This is a genomic window from Streptomyces sp. NPDC033966 (assembly GCF_055575955.1).
In genome coordinates, this window is record NZ_JBVIRQ010000003.1 from 594042 (window position 1) to 615573 (window position 21532).

20 protein-coding genes are annotated in these 21532 nt (G+C 74.4%); 5 read left to right on the forward strand and 15 right to left on the reverse strand.

Annotated elements, in window-relative coordinates:
- Nucleotides 1-59: 59 nt before the first annotated feature.
- The 3 genes from ACZ518_RS11665 to ACZ518_RS11675 all read right to left on the reverse strand — a co-directional run bounded on the left by ACZ518_RS11665 (nucleotide 60) and on the right by ACZ518_RS11675 (nucleotide 7587).
- The gene (locus ACZ518_RS11665) at nucleotides 60-5024 is read right to left on the reverse strand and encodes a DNA-binding protein (protein ID WP_469112841.1); all 4965 of its coding nucleotides are present in this window, start codon (nucleotides 5022-5024) and stop codon (nucleotides 60-62) included.
- Nucleotides 5021-5881 (reverse strand): DUF4132 domain-containing protein, encoded by an 861-nt coding sequence (locus ACZ518_RS11670; protein ID WP_469112842.1) that lies wholly within the window; start codon nucleotides 5879-5881, stop codon nucleotides 5021-5023. The genes ACZ518_RS11665 and ACZ518_RS11670 overlap by 4 nt, the downstream gene beginning before the upstream one ends.
- 203 nt (nucleotides 5882-6084) lie before the next feature.
- Nucleotides 6085-7587: an MFS transporter gene (locus ACZ518_RS11675; protein ID WP_469112843.1), complete on the reverse strand. Its 1503-nt coding sequence runs from the start codon at nucleotides 7585-7587 to the stop codon at nucleotides 6085-6087.
- Nucleotides 7588-7725: 138 nt separating this feature from the next.
- Here ACZ518_RS11675 and ACZ518_RS11680 point away from each other — a divergent pair, with 138 nt between their 5' ends.
- On the forward strand, nucleotides 7726-8172 hold the full coding sequence (locus tag ACZ518_RS11680) for a MarR family winged helix-turn-helix transcriptional regulator (protein WP_469112844.1): 447 nt from the start codon (nucleotides 7726-7728) through the stop codon (nucleotides 8170-8172).
- 70 nt (nucleotides 8173-8242) lie between these two features.
- On the opposite strand, the gene ACZ518_RS11685 is transcribed toward ACZ518_RS11680, so the two are convergent.
- A complete protein-coding gene (locus tag ACZ518_RS11685; protein ID WP_469112845.1) occupies nucleotides 8243-8755 on the reverse strand; it encodes a MarR family winged helix-turn-helix transcriptional regulator in 513 nt (170 codons plus the stop codon).
- A gap of 121 nt (nucleotides 8756-8876) precedes the next feature.
- Between ACZ518_RS11685 and ACZ518_RS11690 the strand changes: the two genes are divergently transcribed.
- The gene (locus ACZ518_RS11690; protein WP_007262362.1) at nucleotides 8877-9287 is read left to right on the forward strand and encodes an organic hydroperoxide resistance protein; all 411 of its coding nucleotides are present in this window, start codon (nucleotides 8877-8879) and stop codon (nucleotides 9285-9287) included.
- Between the two features lie 20 nt (nucleotides 9288-9307).
- On the opposite strand, the gene ACZ518_RS11695 is transcribed toward ACZ518_RS11690, so the two are convergent.
- The gene (locus ACZ518_RS11695) at nucleotides 9308-9727 is read right to left on the reverse strand and encodes an LPXTG cell wall anchor domain-containing protein (protein WP_469112846.1); all 420 of its coding nucleotides are present in this window, start codon (nucleotides 9725-9727) and stop codon (nucleotides 9308-9310) included.
- A 176-nt stretch (nucleotides 9728-9903) separates the two neighbouring features.
- Between ACZ518_RS11695 and ACZ518_RS11700 the strand changes: the two genes are divergently transcribed.
- The 3 genes from ACZ518_RS11700 to ACZ518_RS11710 are packed head-to-tail and all read left to right on the forward strand — an operon-like array spanning nucleotide 9904 to nucleotide 12625.
- Nucleotides 9904-11172, forward strand: a complete 1269-nt coding sequence (locus ACZ518_RS11700) for a sensor histidine kinase (RefSeq protein WP_469112847.1) — start codon at nucleotides 9904-9906, stop codon at nucleotides 11170-11172.
- Nucleotides 11160-11813 (forward strand): response regulator transcription factor, encoded by a 654-nt coding sequence (locus ACZ518_RS11705; RefSeq protein WP_469112848.1) that lies wholly within the window; start codon nucleotides 11160-11162, stop codon nucleotides 11811-11813. The genes ACZ518_RS11700 and ACZ518_RS11705 overlap by 13 nt, the downstream gene beginning before the upstream one ends.
- Nucleotides 11810-12625, forward strand: a complete 816-nt coding sequence (locus tag ACZ518_RS11710) for a DUF4097 family beta strand repeat-containing protein (RefSeq protein ID WP_469112849.1) — start codon at nucleotides 11810-11812, stop codon at nucleotides 12623-12625. The genes ACZ518_RS11705 and ACZ518_RS11710 overlap by 4 nt, the downstream gene beginning before the upstream one ends.
- A 5-nt stretch (nucleotides 12626-12630) precedes the next feature.
- Here the strand turns inward: ACZ518_RS11710 and ACZ518_RS11715 are convergent, their stop codons facing one another.
- The 10 genes from ACZ518_RS11715 to ACZ518_RS11760 form a co-directional block, all read right to left on the reverse strand.
- Nucleotides 12631-13371 (reverse strand): SDR family NAD(P)-dependent oxidoreductase, encoded by a 741-nt coding sequence (locus tag ACZ518_RS11715; protein WP_469112850.1) that lies wholly within the window; start codon nucleotides 13369-13371, stop codon nucleotides 12631-12633.
- Between the two features lie 90 nt (nucleotides 13372-13461).
- A complete protein-coding gene (locus ACZ518_RS11720) occupies nucleotides 13462-13977 on the reverse strand; it encodes a mycothiol transferase (protein ID WP_469112851.1) in 516 nt (171 codons plus the stop codon).
- A gap of 76 nt (nucleotides 13978-14053) precedes the next feature.
- A complete protein-coding gene (locus ACZ518_RS11725) occupies nucleotides 14054-14689 on the reverse strand; it encodes a hypothetical protein (protein WP_469112852.1) in 636 nt (211 codons plus the stop codon).
- A gap of 160 nt (nucleotides 14690-14849) precedes the next feature.
- On the reverse strand, nucleotides 14850-16922 hold the full coding sequence (locus tag ACZ518_RS11730) for an RICIN domain-containing protein (RefSeq protein WP_469112853.1): 2073 nt from the start codon (nucleotides 16920-16922) through the stop codon (nucleotides 14850-14852).
- A gap of 383 nt (nucleotides 16923-17305) precedes the next feature.
- Entirely contained in the window at nucleotides 17306-17638 is a 333-nt protein-coding gene (locus tag ACZ518_RS11735; RefSeq protein ID WP_007262355.1) for a TcmI family type II polyketide cyclase, read from the reverse strand.
- Between the two features lie 49 nt (nucleotides 17639-17687).
- The gene (locus ACZ518_RS11740) at nucleotides 17688-18161 is read right to left on the reverse strand and encodes an SRPBCC family protein (protein WP_469112854.1); all 474 of its coding nucleotides are present in this window, start codon (nucleotides 18159-18161) and stop codon (nucleotides 17688-17690) included.
- A 1-nt stretch (nucleotide 18162) separates the two neighbouring features.
- Entirely contained in the window at nucleotides 18163-18417 is a 255-nt protein-coding gene (locus ACZ518_RS11745; RefSeq protein WP_007262353.1) for an acyl carrier protein, read from the reverse strand.
- Nucleotides 18418-18491: 74 nt separating this feature from the next.
- Nucleotides 18492-19748, reverse strand: a complete 1257-nt coding sequence (locus tag ACZ518_RS11750; RefSeq protein WP_469112855.1) for a beta-ketoacyl synthase N-terminal-like domain-containing protein — start codon at nucleotides 19746-19748, stop codon at nucleotides 18492-18494.
- Nucleotides 19745-21016, reverse strand: a complete 1272-nt coding sequence (locus tag ACZ518_RS11755) for a beta-ketoacyl-[acyl-carrier-protein] synthase family protein (RefSeq protein WP_469112856.1) — start codon at nucleotides 21014-21016, stop codon at nucleotides 19745-19747. The genes ACZ518_RS11750 and ACZ518_RS11755 overlap by 4 nt, the downstream gene beginning before the upstream one ends.
- Nucleotides 21013-21459 carry a cupin domain-containing protein gene (locus tag ACZ518_RS11760; protein ID WP_469112857.1) on the reverse strand — a complete coding sequence of 149 codons (447 nt, stop codon included), beginning with the start codon at nucleotides 21457-21459 and terminating at the stop codon, nucleotides 21013-21015. Before ACZ518_RS11760 ends, ACZ518_RS11755 begins: the two co-directional genes overlap by 4 nt.
- Nucleotides 21460-21532 lie beyond the last annotated feature (73 nt).

The window sequence follows — 21532 nt, forward strand, 5'->3', positions numbered from 1 at the left end:
CGCAAGTGCGGCAGGAAGGGCCGGCGGGGGCGCGGCGGCGGTACCGCGCCCCCACCGGTTCAGCGCCTGCGGGCGCCGGTCCGCTTCACCTTCAGCTCCTCGAAGCGCGGTACGTCGCCCTCGCGGACCCGCGCCCAGGCCCGGCGGTACAGGTCCGCGGCCGGCTCGGCGGGCACCAGCACGCCCAGCGTCGGAAGGCCGCCCGCGGCGAGGGCGTACATGGGCAGCTTCCACGCCTCGACCGGCAGGACGGGCGAGCCGGGCTCGGTCCAGCCGCCGGGCAGGAACAGGGAGCGCCCGGCCCGGGAGCGGACGGCCGCCACCACCAGGTCGGTGGCGGCCAGTTCGGCCCGGGCGGCCTTCATCCGGGCCGGCTTCCAGCCCGTCCAGCGCGCCGTGTTGCGGTCGGTGGGGTCGGGCATCGCCAGCAGCGCCAGGTACAGCGCGGCCGCGTCGGCGCCCAGCCCGTACGCCCCGGAAACCTCCGCGACCAGCTCGGGGACGCTGCGCGACGGGTCCTGCGGCCACCAGGTCCCCTCCTTGTCGAGGGCACCCGCGACGGGCGCCCCCGGGTCGGCGAGCAGCGCGGCGAACGCCGGGTCCTGGACCAGGCGCAGCGCCGACTCGGCCCCGGAGGGCCGCTGTTCCGTGCCGCGCAGCAGTGGCAGGTACGGGTCGGAGCCGGTCGAGTCCAGCAGCGCGGGGCGCACCGCGGGCCGGGGCTGCGAGTCCTGCGTGGCCAGCACCACCGCGCCGTACCGCTCGTAGCCCTCGCCGCTCTCGGTGGGGGTGCCGGCCGCCTTGCGGAAATCGGGCAGCCGGACGTAGTGCCCGACGCTCAGCAGCAGTTCGGGCGAGGCCAGCCGCTGGCGCAGCGCGCTGAGCGCCGGCGGCAGGCAGGCCCGTACCGGATGTCCGGCGGGCAGCCGGTGCGCGAGCCAGGCCGTCAGGGCGGCGGCCCCGGTCAGCACTCCCGCGTCGAAGGGCTGCGCCACCGGGACGGCGGGCTCCACGTGGTCGCCCTTGACGGTCCACGGGACATCGGCGGACAGCACCTCGGAGGCCGCCGCGTCGAGCAGCGCGGGCAGTGCCCGGTGCGGGGCCCAGCCGCCGCGCACCTCCTTGGCGGCCTCGGCGAGCAGCCACTCGGGCACGGGGGTACGACGGCCCACGCGCTCGTTCCACACCCGCGCGGCGGCGGCCGCGTCCGGGCCGTCCGTCCACAGCCGCGCCGGGTCGGCGGGCAGCAGCGCCGCGACCAGGGCGCGCCGGACGCCGACGCCGAGCTCCTTGAGGTCGTCGCGGGCGTTCACGGCGTCCGAGGCCTTCAGCCCGAGGGTCTCGCGCAGCTCGGCGGGCAGGAAGCCGCGGTCGTACGTGTCCAGGTGCGGCAGGCCCGCGAGGACCATCCGGGCCACGGCGGAGGAGACCCCGGTGAGGCGCCCGAACTCCTCGGCGGCCTCCGGGAACCAGGGTGCCGGGCCGCGTTCGGCGGCCTCCTTCAGGAAGGCGGCGGTCCAGTCCGCGCCGCGCACGCGGTCGCCGGCCGGCTCGGCCGTTCCGGCCGCGGTGTAGGGGGCGGGCACGGCGAAGGCACCGGCCGGGTCGTGGAGCAGCGCGTCGAACTCGCGGCCCTTCGGGAACTCCTGGGTCTGCTCGTTGAGGGCGAGTACGGCTCCGCCGCCGAGCGGGACGACGGCCCGGTGCCGGCTGCCCCGGCCGCGCTCGCGGCCGTCGGTACCGAGCAGGTGGGCGGTGTCGATCCGCACGCGGACGCGCCGCCACCGCGCGGCGGACGCCGCGGCGGAGGCCAGACCCAGGGCGTCCACCTCGGCGAGCATCCGCAGCAGCCCCGCCCTCTCCTCCTCCGTGGTGTCGCCGGTGGTGACCGCGCGGTAGGCGACCGCCGCGGGGGCGTCCAGGAACAGCCCGGCCCAGGGGAGGGAGGAGTGGGCGATCTTCGGCGTGTCCACGTGCAGCCGCCCCGGGACCGCCTCGGCGGCGGTGTCGGCGACGGCCGCCGCGAGCCGGCGCAGGAACTGGAACGTCCCGTCCGCGTCCCCGCCGAAGTAGCGGTGGTAGGGAGTGCCCGTCAGCCCGTGCAGCGGGCGGTCGAGCAGGAAATCGGACGGGCCCCGGTCCACCGGGGTCTTCGGCCGTGCCTCCGGGGCCGGCTTCAGAGCCTCCGCCACCTTGGCCAGGGCCTTGCGCTGGGTCAGTGCCGAGCGGACGGTGTCGACCACCCCGCCGAGCAGGGCGGGCGCGCTGACGGTGGGCAGGGCCGCGCTGACCAGCGCCGGCAGGTCCGTGCGCTTCTCCGCCCGGGCGGCGGCCGCCAGCAGGGCCCCGGCGGCGTGAGCGTCGATCGCGCGCAGCGCCTTCGAACCCTCGGGGTCGCGGGGCCGCAGGCAGTACCAGTAGGCGAGCCGCGGGAGTTCGGCGTGGCCGGTCCAGAAGAGGCCGCCGTTGTGGTCGGAGGTGACCCGGCAGGTGACGGCGCCCTCGGGGTCGGTGAGGGCCAGGGTCCGCCAGTCCCGGGACACGGCGCGCGGCCGGTCGTCACCGGGGAAGGCGACGGCCGCGCGCGGGAGGGGGCCGCCCTCGCGCACGGTGACGGAGCGCCCGGTGTTGTCGGAGCCGTGCCAGCCCTCGCCCCGGACGTGCACGACCCGCCAGCCGAGCAGCCCGTCCACGGGCGCGCCCAGCACGGAGCCCTCGACGGCGGGCGTCGGCCGCAGCCAGTTCTGGCCGACGTGGTCGTTCAGGACGCTGCCGCTCGGGTGGCCGTCCAGGGCGTCGGCGAGGAAGCCCGGCAGGGAACGCCGCCCCAGGACGCCCGTGGCCGGGTCGTACTCGGCCCAGCCCCAGTCGCCCGGGCGGCCGCCCTGGTCCCACACCCAGTACGAGGTCCCGTCGGTGATGACCGCCCGCTCGGCCGGCAGCCTGCTGTCGCCCGCGTGCAGCGGGGCGGCGCCGCCGGTGGTGCGGCCGCCGCCGGGCAGCGCGAGGCTGACGTGTTCGGAGCGCACCGACCAGTAGGTGGCGGCGGAGTCCAGGGTGAGGACGTCGTCGGGGGCGCTCAGCCAGTAGCCCTGGACCGGGCCGTCGTAGGAGGCCCAGAAGACGAGCAGGTCGCCGTCGGTGTAGTGGAAGCCGTGGTGGTACCGGTCGCCCGGGGGGATCCGCAGGTCGTGGGTGAGCACGGTGGAGTCGGCGCCGATGACGCGGACCTGCGTGGAGTTGGCGACGATGACGTACGGCCAGGCGTCCATGACGGTCAGCGGCGTCCGGCCCCGGCCGGGCGACAGCTCGGTGACGGCGGCCTCCCAGGCCGGCCAGACCAGTTCCTCGAACAGGCCGCCCCGCAGGGTGCGGGCCAGGATCCCGCCCAGGTCGACGGAGGCCGCCCGGGTCACCTCCTCGGGGGCGAGGGCCAGGGCCTCGGACGGCAGCCAGGTGAGCCGGCGCAGCGCCTCGGGGAGCTCCGGCAGTGCCGCCGCCGTGGACTCGCCGGCCACCCGGCGGACCCACTCGGCCACCAGCGGGGCGCTGCCGGGGGCCGCGGCGAGGTGCCGCACCGTCCCGCGGTCGGTCGACATGTGGGTGTTGAAGCGGTCCAGGGTGCGGAAGAAGGCGGGACGCATCCGCTCGTCCGTGCACAGCGCCCGCAGGTCGCGCCGCCCGGCCGAACGGGCCCAGCCGTCCAGGCCCAGCACCTCGCTCGGCCCCGGGTCGGCCACGGTCAGGCCGAACGAGAGCAGCAGGTCGAGCAGGTCCACGTCCTGGAGGCCCAGGCGCAGGCCCTCCTCCCGCCCCGGCAGGGCGAGTTCGGCGCGCAGCACGTCGGCGCAGCGGTCGATCAGGGGGAGCAGCGCGGGCAGCGGCGGGGGAGTGCCCCAGCCGGTGTGCCGGGCGGTGTGGAAGCGCTCCAGCCAGCCCGCGGTGCCGTCGGCGCAGCGCTCCTCGGCCGGCAGGTCCGCGTCCGCCAGCCCGGCGGTGGCGCCCGACTCCTCCAGCACCTCCAGCCACAGGGCGGCCAGTTCCCCGGCGTCGCCGCCGCCGGACGGGGTGATGCCGAGCAGGGTCCCGCGTACCGCGGGCACGCGCTCGGCGAGGGCGACCAGGGCCGTGCGGTGGGCCTTCCACCAGCCGGCCGCGGCGCGCAGGGTGGCGGGCAGGGGCAGCAGCTCGGCGAGGTAGTCCTGCTCGGGCACGTTGCCGGTCAGCCCGGCCGCGCGGGCCAGCCGGCGCAGCTCGACGGCGGCCTGCGCGGAGGGTGCGAGCCCGCCCGCGGTGCGGCGTACGCACAGCCGCCGGAAGCGCTCGAAGGCCTCGGCGGGGGAGACCCGCTGGGCCAGCTCCTTGCCGTAGCCGGTGAGCACCTTCACCGGCAGGGCGCCGGCCAGGGCGAACTCCAGGAACACGGCGTCGAGCCGGTCCTCGTCGACGGCCAGGCCGTAGCGGGCCTCGCTGGTGCGGGCGCGGCCGAACAGCTGGGCCGCGTAGGTGGTGTTCTCGACGGCGAGGAAGACGCGCGCGGCCTGCTCGTAGAAGACGGGCAGGAAGTGCGGGACGGCGGCGGCGAGCCGGTCGGCCAGCTCGGTGCAGGCGTCGAGGGCGGCCTTGGGCTTGGTCTTGGCCTGCCGGGCCAGCCGGTCCAGTTCGGGTACCACGGCCAGCGCGTGGTGTCCGTCCTCGGGGTGGTGCACCAGCACCCACTCCGGGAAGCCGAGCGCCTGGCGCCGGCCGAGGCCGACGACCTGCGGCTCGCCGTCCGGTACGAGGCCCAGGAAGCCCGCGGCGAGGTCCTCCGCGGCGCCGAGCTCGGCCGCGGCGAGGCGGACCACGACGCGCTCGTCCCCGAGGGCCGGGTGGCGGTACGCCCGCGCGGTGAGGGGGACGGCCGAGGCGCCCGCCCCGGTGGTGCCGGCGGGCAGGACGGCACCCGCCGCCAGCAGTCCGGCGGCCTCTCCCAGGGCCTGCCCGGCCGTGCCCGTGGTGCCGGTGGTGTCGGTGGTGCTCACGCTTCGTCCCCGCCCTCTTCGATCCTGCGCCCGGCGTACAGCGCCGCGGCCATCCGCATGCCCTCGGACCACGCCACCGGTCCGACCTCGCCGAGGCGTACCGCCCGGCCGTCCTCGTCGTGCCAGTTCAGCGCCCCGGTGGCGGTCTCGTCGTCCCAGTAGGGCTCGCCGATCCACACGGCCGCCTCCACGGCCCGGCCCGAGTCGCGCACCTTGCAGGTGGCGTAGCCGCCGGAGACCCGGTAGCCGAGGTTCGTGGCGCGGGCCGCGAGGCCGAACCGGGTGGGGAACACCCCGCCCGCGTAGTCGCGCACCTCGGTCGCGGCCGGCTCCAGGTCCGCGGGCTTCTCCCAGGTGGGCCGGTGGATCTGCTCGACCCGCTGGGTGATGTCCAGCTCGGCCGCGAACTCCCGTACGTCGTCCAGGTCGGGCAGCAGCACCGGGTGCGGCAGGGTCACCGTGCGCGGGGAGAGTCGTACGGTCTCGCCGTCGAGGTTGACCACCTTCAGCTCGCCGCCGGGGGTGGCGTCGCGCAGGAAGCCCACCTCGTCGGGGTCGCTGTCGGGGACGACGGCGAGGTCGCGCAGCGCGGCCTGCCAGGCCTCGTCGGGCCAGACCCTGGCGAGGAGTCCGGTCGGCACGGGCAGCGAGGACACCATCCAGGTGTCCACCTGGGCCACGCAGGCCGCCTCGTGCCGCTCCAGCCACTCGGCGAGCCGGCGCAGCCGGTCCACCTCGGGGTGGTCGCGCAACGCCTTCGGCAGTGCCTTCAACTGCCGTCCCTCGGGCCGCCGTACCGCGACCTTCCCCTCCACGAGGGAGATCTCGTACCCCTCGTCCAACGCCAGCCAACCCATCAGCGCGCGCCCCTCCGCCTGTCCGAAAACGGTCTTGCGCAGCCCGGAACAAGGCGCGGGCGCCTGCCGAGCTGCGGTATGCGGGGAGACTAGCGAGCCCCACTGACAACGCGGAGGGGAGGGCTCCGGGTGAGCGTCCCGGACGCGCCGCCGCCCCCGGTCGGCAGGGACCGGGGGCGGCGGGGGAGCGGTTTGACGGGAGGTCAGTGGGAGTCGGCGGGCTCCGCGGTCTTCGACGGCGCGGGGTTCGCGGCGGCCGACCGGACCACGCGCTCGCCGTGGCCGGAACGCAGTCCGAGCCAGCTGATCAGCGCGACGAGGGCGAAGGCGGCGGCGCCGATCCAGAAGGTGAGGGTGAATCCGGACTCGGCCGGCAGCGGCGGGACGCCCTTGGGGAGGTGCTCGACGGTCTTCGACGCCAGGATGGTGGTGACGATGGCGCTGCCGATCGCGCTGCCCGTGGAGCGGGAGATGGAGTTGATCCCGTTGGCGATGCCGCTCTGGTGGTGCGGGACGCTCGACATGATCACCGCGGGCATGGCGGCGTAGCCGAAGCTGACGGCCGCGCCGACGACGAGGCCCGCGCCGATCACCGAGAAGGTGTGGCCGTGGTCGAGGGCCAGCCAGCCGAAGCCGGCGGCACCGAGCGCGGCGGCCAGGGCGAGCGCGAGGCGGGGTCCGCGGTGGCGCACCAGCTGGCCGCCGACGGGGGAGGCGAGCAGCGAGACGATCGCGCCGGGCAGCAGGAACTGGACGGAGGCGCGCAGGATGGACGCGTCGAAGCCGTATCCGGTGAGCTTCTCGGGCATCTGGACGAGGTAGGAGACGCCCAGGAAGTTCGCGAACATGCCGAAGCCGACGAGGATCCCGGCGAGGTTGGCCATCAGCACCGGGCGGTGGACGAACATCTTCATGTCGACGAGCGGCTCGGCGACCTTGCGTTCGACCAGGACCCAGACGGCCGTCATCACGGCGGCGCCGGCGAAGCTGCCCAGGGTGCGGGCGGAGGACCAGCCCCACTCGTGGCCCTGGGAGATGGGCAGCAGGAGCAGCAGCAGGGCGATGCCGAGGGTCAGCGCGCCGAGGAAGTCGGTGCGTCCGCCGGTCTTGTGCCGGGTGGCGGGGACCAGGAACACCACGGCCAGCAGGGCCACGACGGCGAAGCCGGTCGCCATCCAGAAGGCGTTGCGGTAGTCGGCGCCCTCACCGGAGGTCAGCAGACCGGTGGCGACCAGCGCCAGGCCGCTGCCGAACGCGAGCGTGCCGCTGACCAGTGCCATGGCGCCCGGCAGCTTCTGCGGCCGGACCTCCTCGCGCAGCACGGACAGCGCCAGCGGGAAGATCGCGGTCGCGGAGCCCTGGAGCACCCGGCCCAGGATCAGCAGGGGCAGGGAGGTCGCCAGCGCGGCCACCACGGAACCCGCCACCATCACGCCGAGGACGGCCACCAGGGTGGGCTTCTTGCCGTGCTGGTCGCCGAAGCGGCCGAGCAGCGGGGTGAAGACGGCGGCCGAGAGCAGGGTGGCGGTGGTCACCCAGCTCACGTTGGCGGTGGAGGTGCCGAGGTCGTTGCGGATCAGGCCCAGGATCGGTACGGGCAGGGTCTGCATCATCGACACGACCATGGCGGCGAGGCTCAGGGCGAAGACGATGACCGTCTCGTTGCCCTTCCTCGCTTCGGCGGGGGCGGATGCGGCGGAGCTCATGGAGGGGGGACCTTCTCAATGTTTCAGAACGCAGATGTTTTATGTCATCAAGTACTTCGACGAAGGTAGCCAGAGATGCTTAAGGTGGTCAAGTAAAAGGTTGATAATGTCAACGATTCTCGGCTAGGCTCCCGGGCCATGAGCACCACCGCACCGCACCGTCCCACCAAGCTGGAACTGCTGGAACTCCTCGCGGCCATCGGCACCGCCCAGTGGCGCGACTTCGCCGCCGCGGCGGCCGGCCACGGGCTCACCTCCACGCAGGCCAAGGTCCTCGCCCAGCTGGACGGGCCCGTGCCGATGCGCGGCCTCGCCGCCCTGCTGGCCTGCGACGCCTCGAACGTCACCGGGATCGTGGACCGGCTCCAGGCGCGCGGGCTGGTGCGGCGCGAGCCCGCACCCCGCGACCGCCGGGTCAAGAACGTCGTGGCGACCGACGAGGGCCGCGACGTCATGCGCCGGGTGCGCGAGGAGATGCAGGCCACCCACGGGGCGCTGGACGTGCTGGACGAGGTGGAGGGCGCGACGCTCTACGCCCTGCTGGAGCGCCTGCGCCCCGCCATGGAGCGCGACGCCGCCTCCTGATCGGGGCGCCGCCTCCTGGTCCGGCGCCGCCTCCTGGTCCCGGCCGGCCGGCCGGTCCCGTCCCGGCCGGTCAGTCCCGGGGGGCGGCCTCGACGGCCTCGGCCGACTCGACGGCGGCGTCCAGGGCGGCCGTCAGGCGGCCCAGGCGCTGCTGGAGCTCGCGGATCTCGGCCAGCTCGAACCCGGTCGCCCGCGCGATCCGGCGCGGCACCTCCACGGCCCGCTCGCGCAGGGCCGAGCCCTCCTCGGTGAGCACCGCGTGCACGGACCGTTCGTCCTCGGCGCTGCGCTCGCGCCGGATCAGGCCGGCCGCCTCCAGCCGCTTGAGCAGCGGCGAGAGCGTGCCCGAGTCGAGCCGCAGGTGCTGTCCGAGCTGCTTGACCGGCATCGTGCCGTGCTCCCAGAGCACCAGCATCACCAGGTACTGCGGGTAGGTCAGCCCCAGGTCCTTCAGGACGACCCGGTAGAGGCCCCCGAAGGCGCGGTTCGCGGCGCCCAGCGCGAAGCAGACCTGTCCGTCGAGGCGGAGGAAGTCCTGGTCGCGAAGGGGTTCGCGGAGGATGTCGGCGGGCTGCTCGGTCATGCGCCCCAGTGTACCGGAGTCGACTTGCGAGCCATTGAGTTGTGCACAACTAAATTGTGTGCTCTATTTGTGGTCGAGGGTCGGCCACCGGCCGCCCCGCCCCCTCTGAAAGGACCTCCCGATGGACGCGCTGTACACCGCCGTCGCCACCGCCAACGGCCGCGAGGGCCGCGCCGTCAGCTCCGACGGCCAGATCGACCTGCCCCTCGCCATGCCCCCGGCGCTCGGCGGCAACGGCCAGGGCACCAACCCCGAGCAGCTCTTCGCCGCCGGCTACGCCGCCTGCTTCGCCAGCGCCCTCGGCCTGGTCGGCCGGCAGGCGAAGGTCGACACCGGTGACGTGTCCGTCACGGCGGAGGCCTCCATCGGCCAGGACGCCGGCGGCTTCGGCCTCGCGGTCACCCTGCGCGTCGAGCTCCCCGCCCACCTGGAGGGCGAGACCGGCACCCTGCTGGTCAAGCAGGCCCACGAGGTCTGCCCCTACTCCAAGGCCACCCGGGGCAACATCCCCGTCGAGCTCGTCATCGAGTAGCAGCGCCCCGGGGCCGCCCGTCAGGCGGTGCGCCGCGCGGCCACCACCGCGCAGGCCACCGCCAGCGGCAGCTCCGCGGCGAGCGCCATCAGCACCGCCGCGCCCTGCCCGGCCGTACCCGCCGAGGTGGTGACGTCGAGCCAGGCGTCCGCCGCCAGCAGCGCGGCCGTCGCGCCCGCCACCGCCGGGACCCGGGGGTCGCCCTTGCGCAGCAGCAGCCCCGTCCCGGTCAGGCCGGCGGCCAGCAGCGCGTCGAAGCCGACCCAGGCGGTGGACCAGTGGGACACCTCCGCCGTCTGCGGCAGCGTCCGCGCCAGCACCACCATCCACGGCAGCAGTGCCAGCCCGGCCCCGGTGAGCACCGTCGCCAGCCGCGGGGCCCGTCCGCGCACTCCCCCGGAGCGGGGGCGGGCCTGGAACTGCGGGGCGAGGACGGCCATGGCTGCGGGTCTCCTTCCGGTCCGGCGGTCCGTCCGCCGGGCACACCACAACTCTGCTGGCCCGCAAGGAGAAGATCAGTAGCTCCACCGTCCCGACCGGGGGTGGTGCCAGGTACACCCCCGGCCGGATGCCAGGGTGGTGGTGACCCCATGATCCATCCGATTACCGTACGGACATGGCAATCCGCGGCGCGCTGAGGCGTACGTACACCTGGATCGCGTCGCACACCCCCTGGTCGGCGTGGGCCTGGCGCAACACGGCCTTCGCCACGGCGGCGATCCCGCCCGCCCTCCCCCTCCTGCTCGGCGCCGCCGCCCTCGTGGCCCTCCCCGGCCACAGCTCCCTCCCGCTGCTCCTCGTCCTCGCGCTCCGCCCGCTGCTGACGCTCCTCCAGCGCAGCCGCTTCCGGACGCTGCTCGGCCTGGACGTGCCGCCCGTCGTCCACGAGCATCGCTGGGCGACCGTACGTGGACTCGCCGAGCGGCTGCGCTCCGAGTCGACCTGGCGCCAGTACGGCTACCACCTCGTCGTCAGCCCGCTCGCCGCCGCCGGAGCCGTCGTACTCGTCCTCACCTGGGCCGGCGGCGCCGCCGCGGCCTCCGTCTACGCCTGGTGCTGGGCGCTCCCCTCCGACGGCGAATTCCCCTCCCCGGGCTGGACGGCCCAGTACGACGTCATCACCGGCCTCGGCGTGCTCGCCCTGCTCGCCGCCCCCTGGACGGCCGCGCTCCTCACCCGGCTCGACGCCACCGCCGCGGCCGCCCTCCTCGGCCCCAACCGGGCCCGCGAACTCGAGCGCCGCGTCGAGGACCTCGCCGAGAGCCGGGCCGGCGTACTCGACGCCGCCGACCTCGAACGCCGCCGCATCGAACGCGACCTGCACGACGGCGCCCAGCAGCGCCTGGTCTCCCTCGCCATGAACCTCGGCATCGCCCGCGCCACCCTCACCGACCTGCCGCCCGAGGCCAGGGCCGTCATCGACGAGGCCCACCGCGAGGCGAAGGAGGCCATCGAGGAACTCGGCAACCTGGTACGGGGACTGCACCCGGCCGTACTGGAGGACCGCGGCCTCGACGCCGCCCTCTCCGGGATCGCCGCCCGTGCCCCGCTGCCCGTCGGACTCACCGTGGACCTCGCCGAGCGGCCGGGCCCCACCGTCGAGGCCGTCGCCTACTTCGTCGTCTCCGAAGCCCTCGCCAACGTGGCCAAGCACGCCCGCGCGAAACGCTGTTCGGTCCACGTCAGCCGCCTCGCGGGCGGCCGCCGGGGCGACCTGCTGCGCGTCGTCGTCACCGACGACGGCGTCGGCGGCGCGGATCCGGCGGGCGGCACCGGACTGACCGGCCTGCGCAAGCGCGTAGGGTCGGTCGACGGAACGATTCTGATCAACAGCCCCCTCGGGGGCCCGACCGTCGTCACTGTGGAGCTGCCGTGCGGGCTGTGATCGCGGAGGACTCCGTCCTGCTGCGCATAGGTCTTGTCAAAGTCCTGGAAATGGCCGGATTCGAGGTGGCCGCCGAAACCGGCGACGCCGAAGGTCTGCTGGCCGCCGTCGAGGAACACCGGCCGGACCTCGCGCTCGTGGACGTCCGGATGCCGCCCGGATTCACCGACGAGGGGGTCCGGGCCGCCCTGATGATCCGCAGCCAGCACCCGGGGACCGCCGTCCTGTTGCTCTCCCAGTTCGTGGAGGAGCGCTACGCCGCCGACCTGCTGTCCTCCCGGAGCGGCTCCGGCATCGGCTACCTGCTCAAGCAGCGCGTCGCCGACGTCGAGGAGTTCATCGACGCCCTGCGCCGCGTCGCGGCCGGCGGCACCGCCCTCGACCCGCAGGTCGTCGCCCAGCTCCTGCTGCGCCGCGGCGGCCCCGACCCGCTGGAGCGGCTCACCCCGCGCGAGCGCGACGTACTGGCCCTCATGGCGGAAGGCCGCTCCAACGCGGCGATCGCCGCCGGACTCGTCGTGAGCGAGAGCGCGGTGGCCAAGCACATCAACAACATCTTCGCCAAGCTCGACCTGCCCCCGGCCGCCGAGGCCCACCGCCGGGTCCTCGCCGTACTGCGCTTCCTGGACGGCACGCCGTGACCGGTTCCGCCGCCGGGGACCGCGGGCCGCGCCTCGCCTGGTACACCGCCGCCGGGCTCAGCGCCGTCCTGGTGGTGACGGCGGCCGCCTGGCAGGCGGGGACCGGCGTCGGAGTGCGCAGCGGCACGGCCGTCGGGGGCAGCGGCGGCCGGGCGGTGACCGCCGTGGAGGTGGTGGCGGGCTCGTCCGACGTGGCCGTCACCCCGCGCGGGGACGCGCAGGTCGGCTACCGGGCCGACCTCACCTGGTCGTTCGAGGAGCCCGTCGTCGAGGAGAGCTGGCTGGGCGACACCCTCAGGCTCACCCCGCACTGCCCGGGCGGCTCCTTCACCGTCGCCGCCGGGCTCGGCTGCTCCGTGCGGCTCGCGGTGACCGTGCCCGCCGGGGTCCCGTTGAAGCTCTCCGGCGGCTCGGGCCACATCAGTGTCAGCGGCCTGGCCGGGACGGTCGACGCGGAGGTCGGGGCCGGCACGATGGTCCTGTCCGACCTGCGCGGACCCCTGCGGGCGCGGGTCGGCGACGGCACCCTGCGGGCCACCGGCCTCACCGTCCCGCAGGCCGACATCCGCGCGGGAGCCGGCCGGGCGGACGCCCGCTTCGCGGCACCGCCGGAGCAGGTCACCGCACGCGCCGGCGCCGGCCGCCTGGAGCTCGTCCTGCCCACGGACACCCGCTACCGCGTCAGCTGCAGCGCGGGCCTGGGGCGCTGCGAGGCGGAGGACGCCCTGAACGACCCCTCGGCCGGCGGAGCCCTGGACATCGCCGTCGAGGCGGGCCACGCCACCGCGTCCTACCGCCCGGACACCCCCTGACCCGGTCAGACGATGTGGCGGCCGCCGTCGACGGTGAGGACGTCCCCCGTCGTGTAGGCGGCGTTCACCAGGTAGAGGGCCGCCTCGGCGACGTCCTCCGGGGCGCCCACGCGCCGCAGCGGGGTGTTGTTCGTGATCCACTCGCGGGAGTTCTCCCAGACCTCCCGCTCCCCGTCGTACCAGGGCGTGTCGATCAGTCCGGGCGCCACCGCGTTGACGCGGACGGAGGGGCCGAGCTGGGAGGCCAGCAGCCGCGTCATGTGGTTGACCGCCGCCTTGCTGACGGCGTACGGGATCGAACTCCCCAGGGCGCGCGTGGCCGACACCGACGAGACGTTGACGATGGAACCCGCCCCGGACTCCCGCAGGTGGGGCACGGCGGCGGTGATCATCTGCCAGGCGCCGACCACGTTCACGTCGAAGATCTCCCGCCAGGCGGCGGCGTCCGCGCCCTCCAGGTCGTCGAGCGGCACGAAGCGGGTCACACCGGCGTTGTTGACGAGGATGTCGAGCCGGCCGTAGGCGTCGATCGCGGCGCGGACGATCCGCCGCGCGTCCTCGGCGTCGGAGACGTCGCCCTGGACGTACACGGCGTCCGGAAGGGAGGCGGCCAGTTCCTTGCCCGCCTCCGCGCTGCGGGCGGAGTTGACGACCACGCGGATGCCCTCGTCGGCCAGCCGCCGGGCGACGGCGGCGCCGATTCCCGAGGAAGAGCCGGTGACCAGGGCGACGCGGGACTCGCTCATCATTTCCTCCTGCTGCTGAAGGGCCGGCATGCCGGACCGGACCGATCCGGACCGGCCTTCAACATATCGTAGAACGGAAATGATTTTCCGCTATGCGGATGCGCGCTGGAGGATGCCCCGCACGTAGGCGGCCTGGCCCGCGTGCTGGAGGTCGTCCGTCAGGACGCTGACGAGGCGTACGCCCAGACTGACCGGCGGGTCCCAGCGCTCGTCGACGATCCGGCCGAGGTCTGCGGCGGCCAGGCCCCGCACGAAGCGCAGGCTCTGCTCGTGGACCGCGTCGTAGTAGCCCAGCAGCAGTTCGGGGGAGGCGACGCGGACCTCGCCCACCTCGGCGGCGGTGTGCCCGTAGCCGATGCCGTCGACGGGCAGCGGCAGGGCGAAGCGGTCGGCCCAGCCGCCCGACAGCCAGACCTGGTCCAGCCCCGCGACCTCGGCCACGTGGTCGTCCTGCACCCGGGTCAGGTGCCAGACCAGCCAGGCGATCGAGTTCGCCGCCGGGTCGAGCCGGGCGTTCACCTGCTCGGCCGTGAGCCCCTCGACCGCCTCGTGCACCACCTCCCGGATGCGTCCGAAGCCGTCCGCCAGTACCTCCGTGGCCTTCATGTGCAGTCCCTACGCCGTGAGCCGTTCCGGGGACCACCATGCTCGCCCGCCGCCGGGCCGGGCGGGCGACACTCCGTCAGCGGCGGGAGCGGCGCAGGAAGACGCCGGCCGCCGCGCCGACGAGGGCGATGCCGGCCACCCCGGCGGTGGTCCACCAGGCGCCGGAGCCCTCGGAGGCGCCGGACGGTGCGGGCGTGGGGGAGGCCGGGGAGGCGGGGGAGGCGGGCGGTGCGGCGGGGCCGGAGGGGCTCGCGGGGACCGAGGGGGCCGGCGAGGGGGGCGCGGAGGGGGCGGGGGCCGACGGGGCCGGGTCCACGGCCGGAACCGCGACCTCCTTGTGCGTGTGCCCGAGCGAGGGGAAGCCCGCGTCGACGGTCACCTTCCACGTACCGGGCGGCAGCGCCTCGGCCGTGACCCACCCCGCGGCCCGGCCGGCGTCGCGCACCAGCCGCCACGGGCCCTCGGTACGGCTCCCGTCGGCGCTGACGGCGTTCACGGTGGCGGCCACGGCCTCCTCGACGGCGTCACCGTCGTTCTCCCAGGTGACGTCGGCGGTGACACGGCCGTCCCGCTGACCGGTGATGACCACCTTCAGGGTGTCGCCGTGGGCGTGGGCGGGCCCCGCGGCGCCCATGGCCAGGACGAGGCACAGCAGGGGGAGGGTCAGTGCGGCGAGGGCCAGGGCGGGGAGGTTCGGGAGGTGTCGGCGCATCGGCACGGTGCTCCAGGTGAGGGGAGGTGCGGGAGGGGGAGACGAGGGGGCGGGCGGCCGTAGGGGAGTACGGCCGCCCGCCGGTCCGAAGGGGTGGGGGTGTCCGCGAAGCAGCGCCGTCCGCCCGGGGGCGGGCGCCGCGTCGCGGACACCCCCGGGCTCAGCCGGCCTTGCGGGCCGTCCAGACCTGCGCCTGACGGCCGTCCGCGCGCTGGAGGTCGAGCAGCCAGGTCCCGTAGTAGGGCCGGTTGCTGACCGTCAGGGCGAAGCCGCCGCTCGGGTCGGTGATGGTCACCGCGCCGTCGCGGGAGGTCACCCGCCACTGCTGGGCGGCGGAGTTCCCGCAGGGCTGCTGCGCGACCCACATGCCCGCGGCGGGAGCGCCGCCGGGCTGGAGGCACTTGCCGGTCGCCGCGGACTTGATCCGTACCGTCCCGTTGCCCGCGTCGTCGAAGTACCACTGCTGCTGCGCGTAGCCGTTGGACCGGTTCGCGACGAGCACGGTTCCGTCGGCGGTGCGCCCGCCCCACAGCTCGGCGGCCATGCCGCTGCTGCCGTTGCCGAGCACGTAGCGGGTCCCCGGCGTGGTGGCGCCGCCGCCCGTGTCGGCCGTACGGAACGACGCGGCCTTGCCGGGGCCGCTGTCACGGCCGGAGCCGTCGCGGACCGACACGGCGGCCGTGTACGCGGTGCCGGGCTTGAGGTTGTAGACGCGCAGGGAGGTGGACTGGACCCAGGTCAGGTGCTTGTCGTTCAGCAGCACCTGGTACCAGGCGGCGCCCTCCGCCTTCGGCCAGCTCAGCACCACCGAGTCGGACTGGATCTGGCCCGCCGTCACCGCAGGGGCGCCCGAGGGCTTCTTGGTGGGGGACGGGCTGGGCTTCGCGGTCGGCGACGGGTTCGGGTTCGGGTCCGGGTTGGTGCCGCCACCGCCCGCGTTCCGCATCAGGAACTGGTTGTCGGCGATGTTCCAGTGCGTGGCCAGGTAGCTGCCGGCCTTCGGACTGGTGTGGAAGTAGTCGTCGTGGTTGCAGTCCAGGATGTTCTCGGCGGCCTGGTTGTGGCACACGTCGCGCATCTTCGGGTAGTACGGGGTGTCCGAGTAGCACATGACGTCGAACTCGTCCGTGCAGTGCGCGCCCCGGCTGGTGTTGGGCGCGCTGTTGTTGACCGCGCCCAGGTTGTGGCCGAGTTCGTGCGCGGCGGTGTGGCCGCCCCAGCAGCCCGAGTCGGTACGTCCGTAGGACGGGCCGAAGTTGCTCAGGTTGTTCTGGCCGGGCCGCTCGTCGCCGTTGAAGGTTCCGATGCCGCAGTACACCTGGGTGTCCGCGAAGATCATGTACTTGCGGTCGCGGCGGTCCAGGCCCTTGCCGGCCAGCGCGTTGTTGGTGGCGCTGAACTCCGAGAGCGCCGAGTCGGGGAGCTCGATGTTGAGCACCGAGGGCGTGCAGTCGGCGGCCGTCACGTAGCGGATGTGCCGGACGCCGCCGGTCTCCTTGGCGCTCGCCGCGTAGATGAGGTCGGCGTCGGCCGCCCACTTGCGGAACGAGGCCACGTACTCGGCGTACCGGTCGCGGCCGGGGCCGTGCACGTACACGACCTGGACGCGGTTGCCGGTGCTGCCGTCGCCGTCGCACTGGACGGTCTGTCCGGCGGGCCCGGCTGCGACCGCCTGGCTGCCGGAGGCCGGCGGGGCCGGGGCCTTGGCGCTCGCGGCGGCGGTGCGGGCGTCGGCGGCGGGCGCGTCCTGAGGACGCCCGCCGCCCTCGCCGGCGGCCGGGTCGGCGCTGGCCGGGGAGGCGGGGTCGGCCGCCGGGGCCTTGGTGCGGACGACGGGCTCGACGTCCTTCTTGATGTCGACGCCCCCGGGGGGAGCGTCGGGCCCGTGGGTGCACAGGCCCGCCTTCGTGCGGTAGACGCCGACGCAGCGGTCGCCCTTCGGGGCCGTCTCCAGGCCGTCGTAGACCATGCCGCGCTGGCCCTCATTCGCGGGCGCCTTCGCGAGGGGGGCCGGTTCCGCGTCCCGGGCCGGTGCGGCGGCCGGTTCGGCGGCCGCGGCGGGTGCCTCGGCCAGTGCGGTCGTGGTCGCCTCGGCGTCGCCGCCTATGCGGGAGTAGGCGATGCCTCCCGCGAGTACCGCCGCCGATGCCATGGCGGCGGTGAGGAGTATGAGCTTCCGGGGTTTGCGCCGGTGGCCGGGTTTGCGGCGCCGGCCGGCGGATCGTGCTGTCATGCGCACCTCAAGTCCATGTCAGGAGAGTGGGTGCGCGGAAGCTTGCCAGATGAGCGGCTCGGAGAATTCGGACAAACGGGAGACCGGTCCGAGAAATCTATCCGTTACCTTGTTGCCTGATTTGATGAACTGTCAACTCGCTTTTAAATCAAGCGAGTTACGCGCGTTGCGGATCAAAGGTCCAGGCCTTTTCCGCGATCTCGTTATCAAATCGAGATATGAGGCGGAACCTTGTTGACGGGAATTCAGTCAGGTATTCATTCAAAAACTACCTGCCGAATTCCCCCCGTCACGAGCCGTGAAGCGGACGCGGCCGACGGGCCCCGGCCGTGGGTGCCCAGGCCGCCCGGAAGGTGCGGCGCCGGCTTGGGCACCCGTACGGACTACCGGGCGGCGTCCCGCTCCCAGACGTAGAACCGCTGGGCCATCGCGTCCTTCGGGCTCCGCCACGTCTTCGGGTCGTGGGGGCTGACGAAGGCCGACAGCCGCTCGCTCAGATCGACGAACTCCGGGTGCCGCGTCACCTGGGCGATGGCCGGACCCGGGTCCCGGTCGGCCTCGATCAGGTGCATGTACACGTCCCCGAACTGGAAGAGACTGCGGCGGCTGACCCCCACCAGGTGGGGCAGCTCACCCGCGTCCGAGGCGGCGAACAGGCCGGCGATGTCGGGCGCCGAACCGGGTGCCATACGGGCCACGATGAGGGCTTGGTGCATCGGGAGGTGTGCCTTTCGGGTGGGGGAGCGGGTGGACGGGGAGGAGCCCTCAGCGGCGGCCGGCCGGGGCCTTGCGGCCGCCCCCCTGCTCGATCTTGTCCCGGATGAGTTCCATCTGGATCCGGGAGTTGAGGTTGATGCGGTCGGTCATCCCCGCGTCGTCGATCGGCGCGTCCGGCTTCATCGCGAAGTCCTGCACCCACCGCATCCGGGTCCCGCCCGGCACCTCGCCGTACTCCCAGTGGATGTCCATGTGCGCGAACGGGCCGGTCTCCACCCGGCGGGCCTTCACCGTCAGGCCCGCGCGGTCCACCGTCCGCTCCGAGACCCAGCTCCACACCACGCCGTTCTCGTCCGGGTGCATGGCCAGCCGGAACCGGGTGGTGTTCCCGGTCTTCTCCAGGATCTCGATCGAGGCGTACTCGCTGAACAGCTTCGGCCAGTTGGGCAGGTCGTTGGTCACGTCCCACACGACGTCGACGGGGGCTTTGACCACGATCTCGTTGTCGGTGTGTCCAGGCATGTCAGGCTCCGGTCATGAGGCTGTTGTTGACGAGGTCGACGAACTCGCGCGGGCTCTTGCAGCGGTCCGCGTCCGTGGGCAGCGCGCGGCCCCGCCGGTTCTCCAGCTCACCGACGATGCCGAGCAGGCCCAGCGAGTCCAGGCCGTAGTCGTCGAACCGGGAGTCCGGGCGGCTCGCCAGCTCCGTGGGGTCGACGGTGATGCCGGCGGTCTTCATGAGCGTCGCCAGCTCTTCCAGGGTCAGTCGGTCGGACATGGTGCCTTCTCTCTTTCCTGCTTCCGGGGGGCCGGGCCCTTGCCCGCGCCCGGCCCTGACGAAGGGGGTACCGGTCACGGCGCTCCGGATCCGGGCCCCTTGCGGAGGACGAGGGCCGCGTTCGAACCCATCCGGCCCCGGCTCAGCACGAGCGCGGTCCGCAGGGGGGCGACGCGGGCGCTGCCGGTGACCACGTCGAGGTCGTGGCAGACGTCGAAGACGTTCGGGGTGGGAGGGACGACACCGTGCTCCAGCGCCAGCACGGCGGCGGCCGCGTCGAGGGTGCCGGCCGCGCAGTACGCCCGTCCGGTACCGGTCTTGGGAGCGGTCACGGGCACCTTCGCGCCGTGCGCGCCGAGCGCCTCCCGGATCGCCCTCGCCTCGGCCGCGTCCGCCTCGGGCGTGCCCAGGGCGTCGGCGAAGACCACGTCCACCTCCTCGGGAGCCAGGCCCGCCTCCCGCAGGGCGCCGCGGATCGCGTGGGCCAGGCCCTCTCCCGACTCCTCCCGCCTGCCGGGGCCGGTGAAGGTGGCGGCGTGCCCGGCCAGCAGGGCCCGCACCGGCGCGCCCCGCCGCTCGGCCGCCACGGCGTCCTCGACGGTGAACATGGCGCCGCCCTCGGCCGGGACGAAGCCGCAGGCCTTCGCGGTGAAGGGCCGGTAGGCGCGCTCCGGGTCCTCGGCGGTGCTGAGCCCCTCGTACCCGAGCTGGCAGACCACCGAGTACGGGGCGAGCGGCGCCTCCGTGGCGCCGACCAGCATGGCCCGGCTGCCCTGGCGGATCCCGCGGGCGGCGTGCGCGAAGGCGTCCAGCCCGCCCGCCTCGTCGCTCGCCACCACCCCGCAGGGACCCTTGAACCCGCGCCGGATGGAGACCTGGCCGGTGCTGGCCGCGTAGAACCAGGCGATCGACTGGTACGGGCCGACGTAGCGGGGGCCCTGCCCCCACAGCCGCTGGAGCTCGCGCTGCCCGAACTCGCCGCCGCCCGAACCGGCCGCGGTGACGACGCCCACCGCGTACGGATCGTCCTCGTAGTCCGCCCGGCCCAGCCGGGCGTGCTCCAGCGCCAGGTCCGCCGCGGCCAGCGCGTAATGGCTGAACCGGTCGGTCTGCACGAGGAACCGGTCCTCGACCAGCTCCCCGGGCTCGAAGCCCCGTACCTCGCCGGCGACCCGCACCGGAAGGTGCTCGCACCCCTGCCGGGTCACCCGGTCCAGGACGCTCTCGCCCGCCTGGGTCGCCTTCCAGAAGGCGGCGGCACCGATCCCGTTGGGCGCGACGACCCCGATGCCCGTGACGGCCACCGGCTTGCCGGTGGTAGGTCTGTTCACGCGCGTACCTCCTTGGGCTGGGTCATGACCACGGCGGACTGGAAGCCGCCGAAGCCGCTGCCGACGGACAGCACGCTGCGCAGGGTGTGGCTGCGGGCGGTGCGCGGCACGTAGTCCAGGTCGCATTCGGGGTCGGGGGTCTCGTAGTTCGCGGTCGGCGGCACCACCTGGTGCTTCATGGCCAGCACGCAGGCCGCGAGTTCGATCGCCCCGATGGCGCCGAGCGAGTGCCCCACCATGGACTTGATGGAGGTCATCGGCGTCTTGTAGGCGTGGGCGCCGAGCACCCGCTTGACCGCCGCCGTCTCGTGGCGGTCGTTCTGCTTGGTGCCGGAGCCGTGCGCGTTGACGTAGTCGACGTCCGTGGCGTCGATCCTGGCCTGCGCCAGGGCGGTCGATATCGCCCGGGCCATCTCCAGGCCCTCGGTGGTCAGCCCGGTCATGTGGTGGGCGTTGCCGAAGGTGGCGTAGCCGCCTATCTCGCAGTAGACGCGGGCCCCGCGGGCCCGGGCGTGCTCCAGCTCCTCCAGGACCAGCACCGCGCCGCCCTCGCCGAGGACGAAACCGTCCCGGTCGGCGTCGAAGGGGCGGGAGGCGTGCGCCGGGTCCTCGTTGTTCGCCGAGGTCGCCTTGATGGCGTCGAAGCAGGCCACCGTGATGGGGGAGACGGGGGAGTCCGACGCGCCGGCGAAGCACACGTCCATCCGGCCCTCCTGGATGGAGTGCACCGCGTACCCGACGGCGTCGAGTCCGGACGTGCAGCCGGTGGAGACGGTCTGTACGGGGCCGCGCGCCCCGGTCTGCTCCGCCACCGCCGAGGCGAGGGTGGCGGGGGTGAACGCGCGGTGCAGGAAGGGGGAGGAGAGACGGTGGTCCACGTCCCACCACGCCCCGTGCTGGCTGACCGCGACGTAGTCGTGCTCCAGCCGGGTGGTACCGCCGACCGCGGTGCCGAGGGAGACGCCGGTGCGCCAGGCGCCCTCGCCGTCGAGCTCCAGCCCGGCATCGGCCATCGCCTCGCGGGCGGCGACCAGGGCGAACTGGATGTAGCGGTCGGCCCGGGCCGACTCGTCCTCGGTGAGGCCGTGCTCACGGGGGTCGAAGTCGACCTCGGCGGCTATCCGGGAGCGGAACCCGGAGGGGTCGAAGAGGGTGATGCCACGGGTCGCCGTACGCCCGTTGGACAGCAGGTCCCAGAAGGCGGCGGTGCCGATGCCGCCCGGGGCGACGACGCCCACCCCGGTGACGGCCACCCGCCGGCGCGTCACGAGACCACCCCTGAGCGCTCCGGCGGACGCTCCGCCCAGGCGGAGGCGTCCGGGTTCGGCGCCTCCTCGGTGTCCACGTGCCCGAGCTTCGGATCCGGGGCGAGGGGGCCGAGGTGGAACACCATCCGGGCCTCGGTGCCGCCGACGTTGCGGAACCGGTGGCGCACGTTCAGCGGGACCAGCAGTCCCTGGTCGGTGCGCAGCGGGTGGGTCTCGCCGTCGAGGTCGACCTCCAGGGTCCCGGCGACCACGTACACGAACTCCTCGGAGTACGGATGGTAGTGCTCGGCGATCGACTCGCCGGGGGCCATCACCGCCAGACCCATGAAGCCGCTGGTCGAGCCCACCGAGGTCGGGGTGAGCACGGCGCGCAGGTCCCCTCCGCGCCTGCGGTTGGGCTGGGTCTCGCTGAGGTCGACGATGCGCGGCTGATGTCTGGTCATGCTGACTTCCTCCTGGCGGATCGGAGCCTTGGCGTGCGCGTGGGCTGCCGGGTCGTGACGGGGGTGGTGCGGG

Coding starts and splice junctions, on each gene's coding strand:
- ACZ518_RS11680 (WP_469112844.1), top strand. CDS start 7,726: ATGAGCACCACCGCACCGCACCGTCCCACCAAGCTGGAACTGCTGGAA.
- ACZ518_RS11690 (WP_007262362.1), top strand. CDS start 8,877: ATGGACGCGCTGTACACCGCCGTCGCCACCGCCAACGGCCGCGAGGGC.
- ACZ518_RS11745 (WP_007262353.1), bottom strand. CDS start 18,417: ATGTCCGACCGACTGACCCTGGAAGAGCTGGCGACGCTCATGAAGACC.
- ACZ518_RS11730 (WP_469112853.1), bottom strand. CDS start 16,922: ATGACAGCACGATCCGCCGGCCGGCGCCGCAAACCCGGCCACCGGCGC.
- ACZ518_RS11685 (WP_469112845.1), bottom strand. CDS start 8,755: ATGACCGAGCAGCCCGCCGACATCCTCCGCGAACCCCTTCGCGACCAG.
- ACZ518_RS11760 (WP_469112857.1), bottom strand. CDS start 21,459: ATGACCAGACATCAGCCGCGCATCGTCGACCTCAGCGAGACCCAGCCC.
- ACZ518_RS11720 (WP_469112851.1), bottom strand. CDS start 13,977: ATGAAGGCCACGGAGGTACTGGCGGACGGCTTCGGACGCATCCGGGAG.
- ACZ518_RS11715 (WP_469112850.1), bottom strand. CDS start 13,371: ATGAGCGAGTCCCGCGTCGCCCTGGTCACCGGCTCTTCCTCGGGAATC.
- ACZ518_RS11670 (WP_469112842.1), bottom strand. CDS start 5,881: ATGGGTTGGCTGGCGTTGGACGAGGGGTACGAGATCTCCCTCGTGGAG.
- ACZ518_RS11675 (WP_469112843.1), bottom strand. CDS start 7,587: ATGAGCTCCGCCGCATCCGCCCCCGCCGAAGCGAGGAAGGGCAACGAG.
- ACZ518_RS11695 (WP_469112846.1), bottom strand. CDS start 9,727: ATGGCCGTCCTCGCCCCGCAGTTCCAGGCCCGCCCCCGCTCCGGGGGA.
- ACZ518_RS11700 (WP_469112847.1), top strand. CDS start 9,904: ATGGCAATCCGCGGCGCGCTGAGGCGTACGTACACCTGGATCGCGTCG.
- ACZ518_RS11735 (WP_007262355.1), bottom strand. CDS start 17,638: ATGCACCAAGCCCTCATCGTGGCCCGTATGGCACCCGGTTCGGCGCCC.
- ACZ518_RS11740 (WP_469112854.1), bottom strand. CDS start 18,161: ATGCCTGGACACACCGACAACGAGATCGTGGTCAAAGCCCCCGTCGAC.
- ACZ518_RS11725 (WP_469112852.1), bottom strand. CDS start 14,689: ATGCGCCGACACCTCCCGAACCTCCCCGCCCTGGCCCTCGCCGCACTG.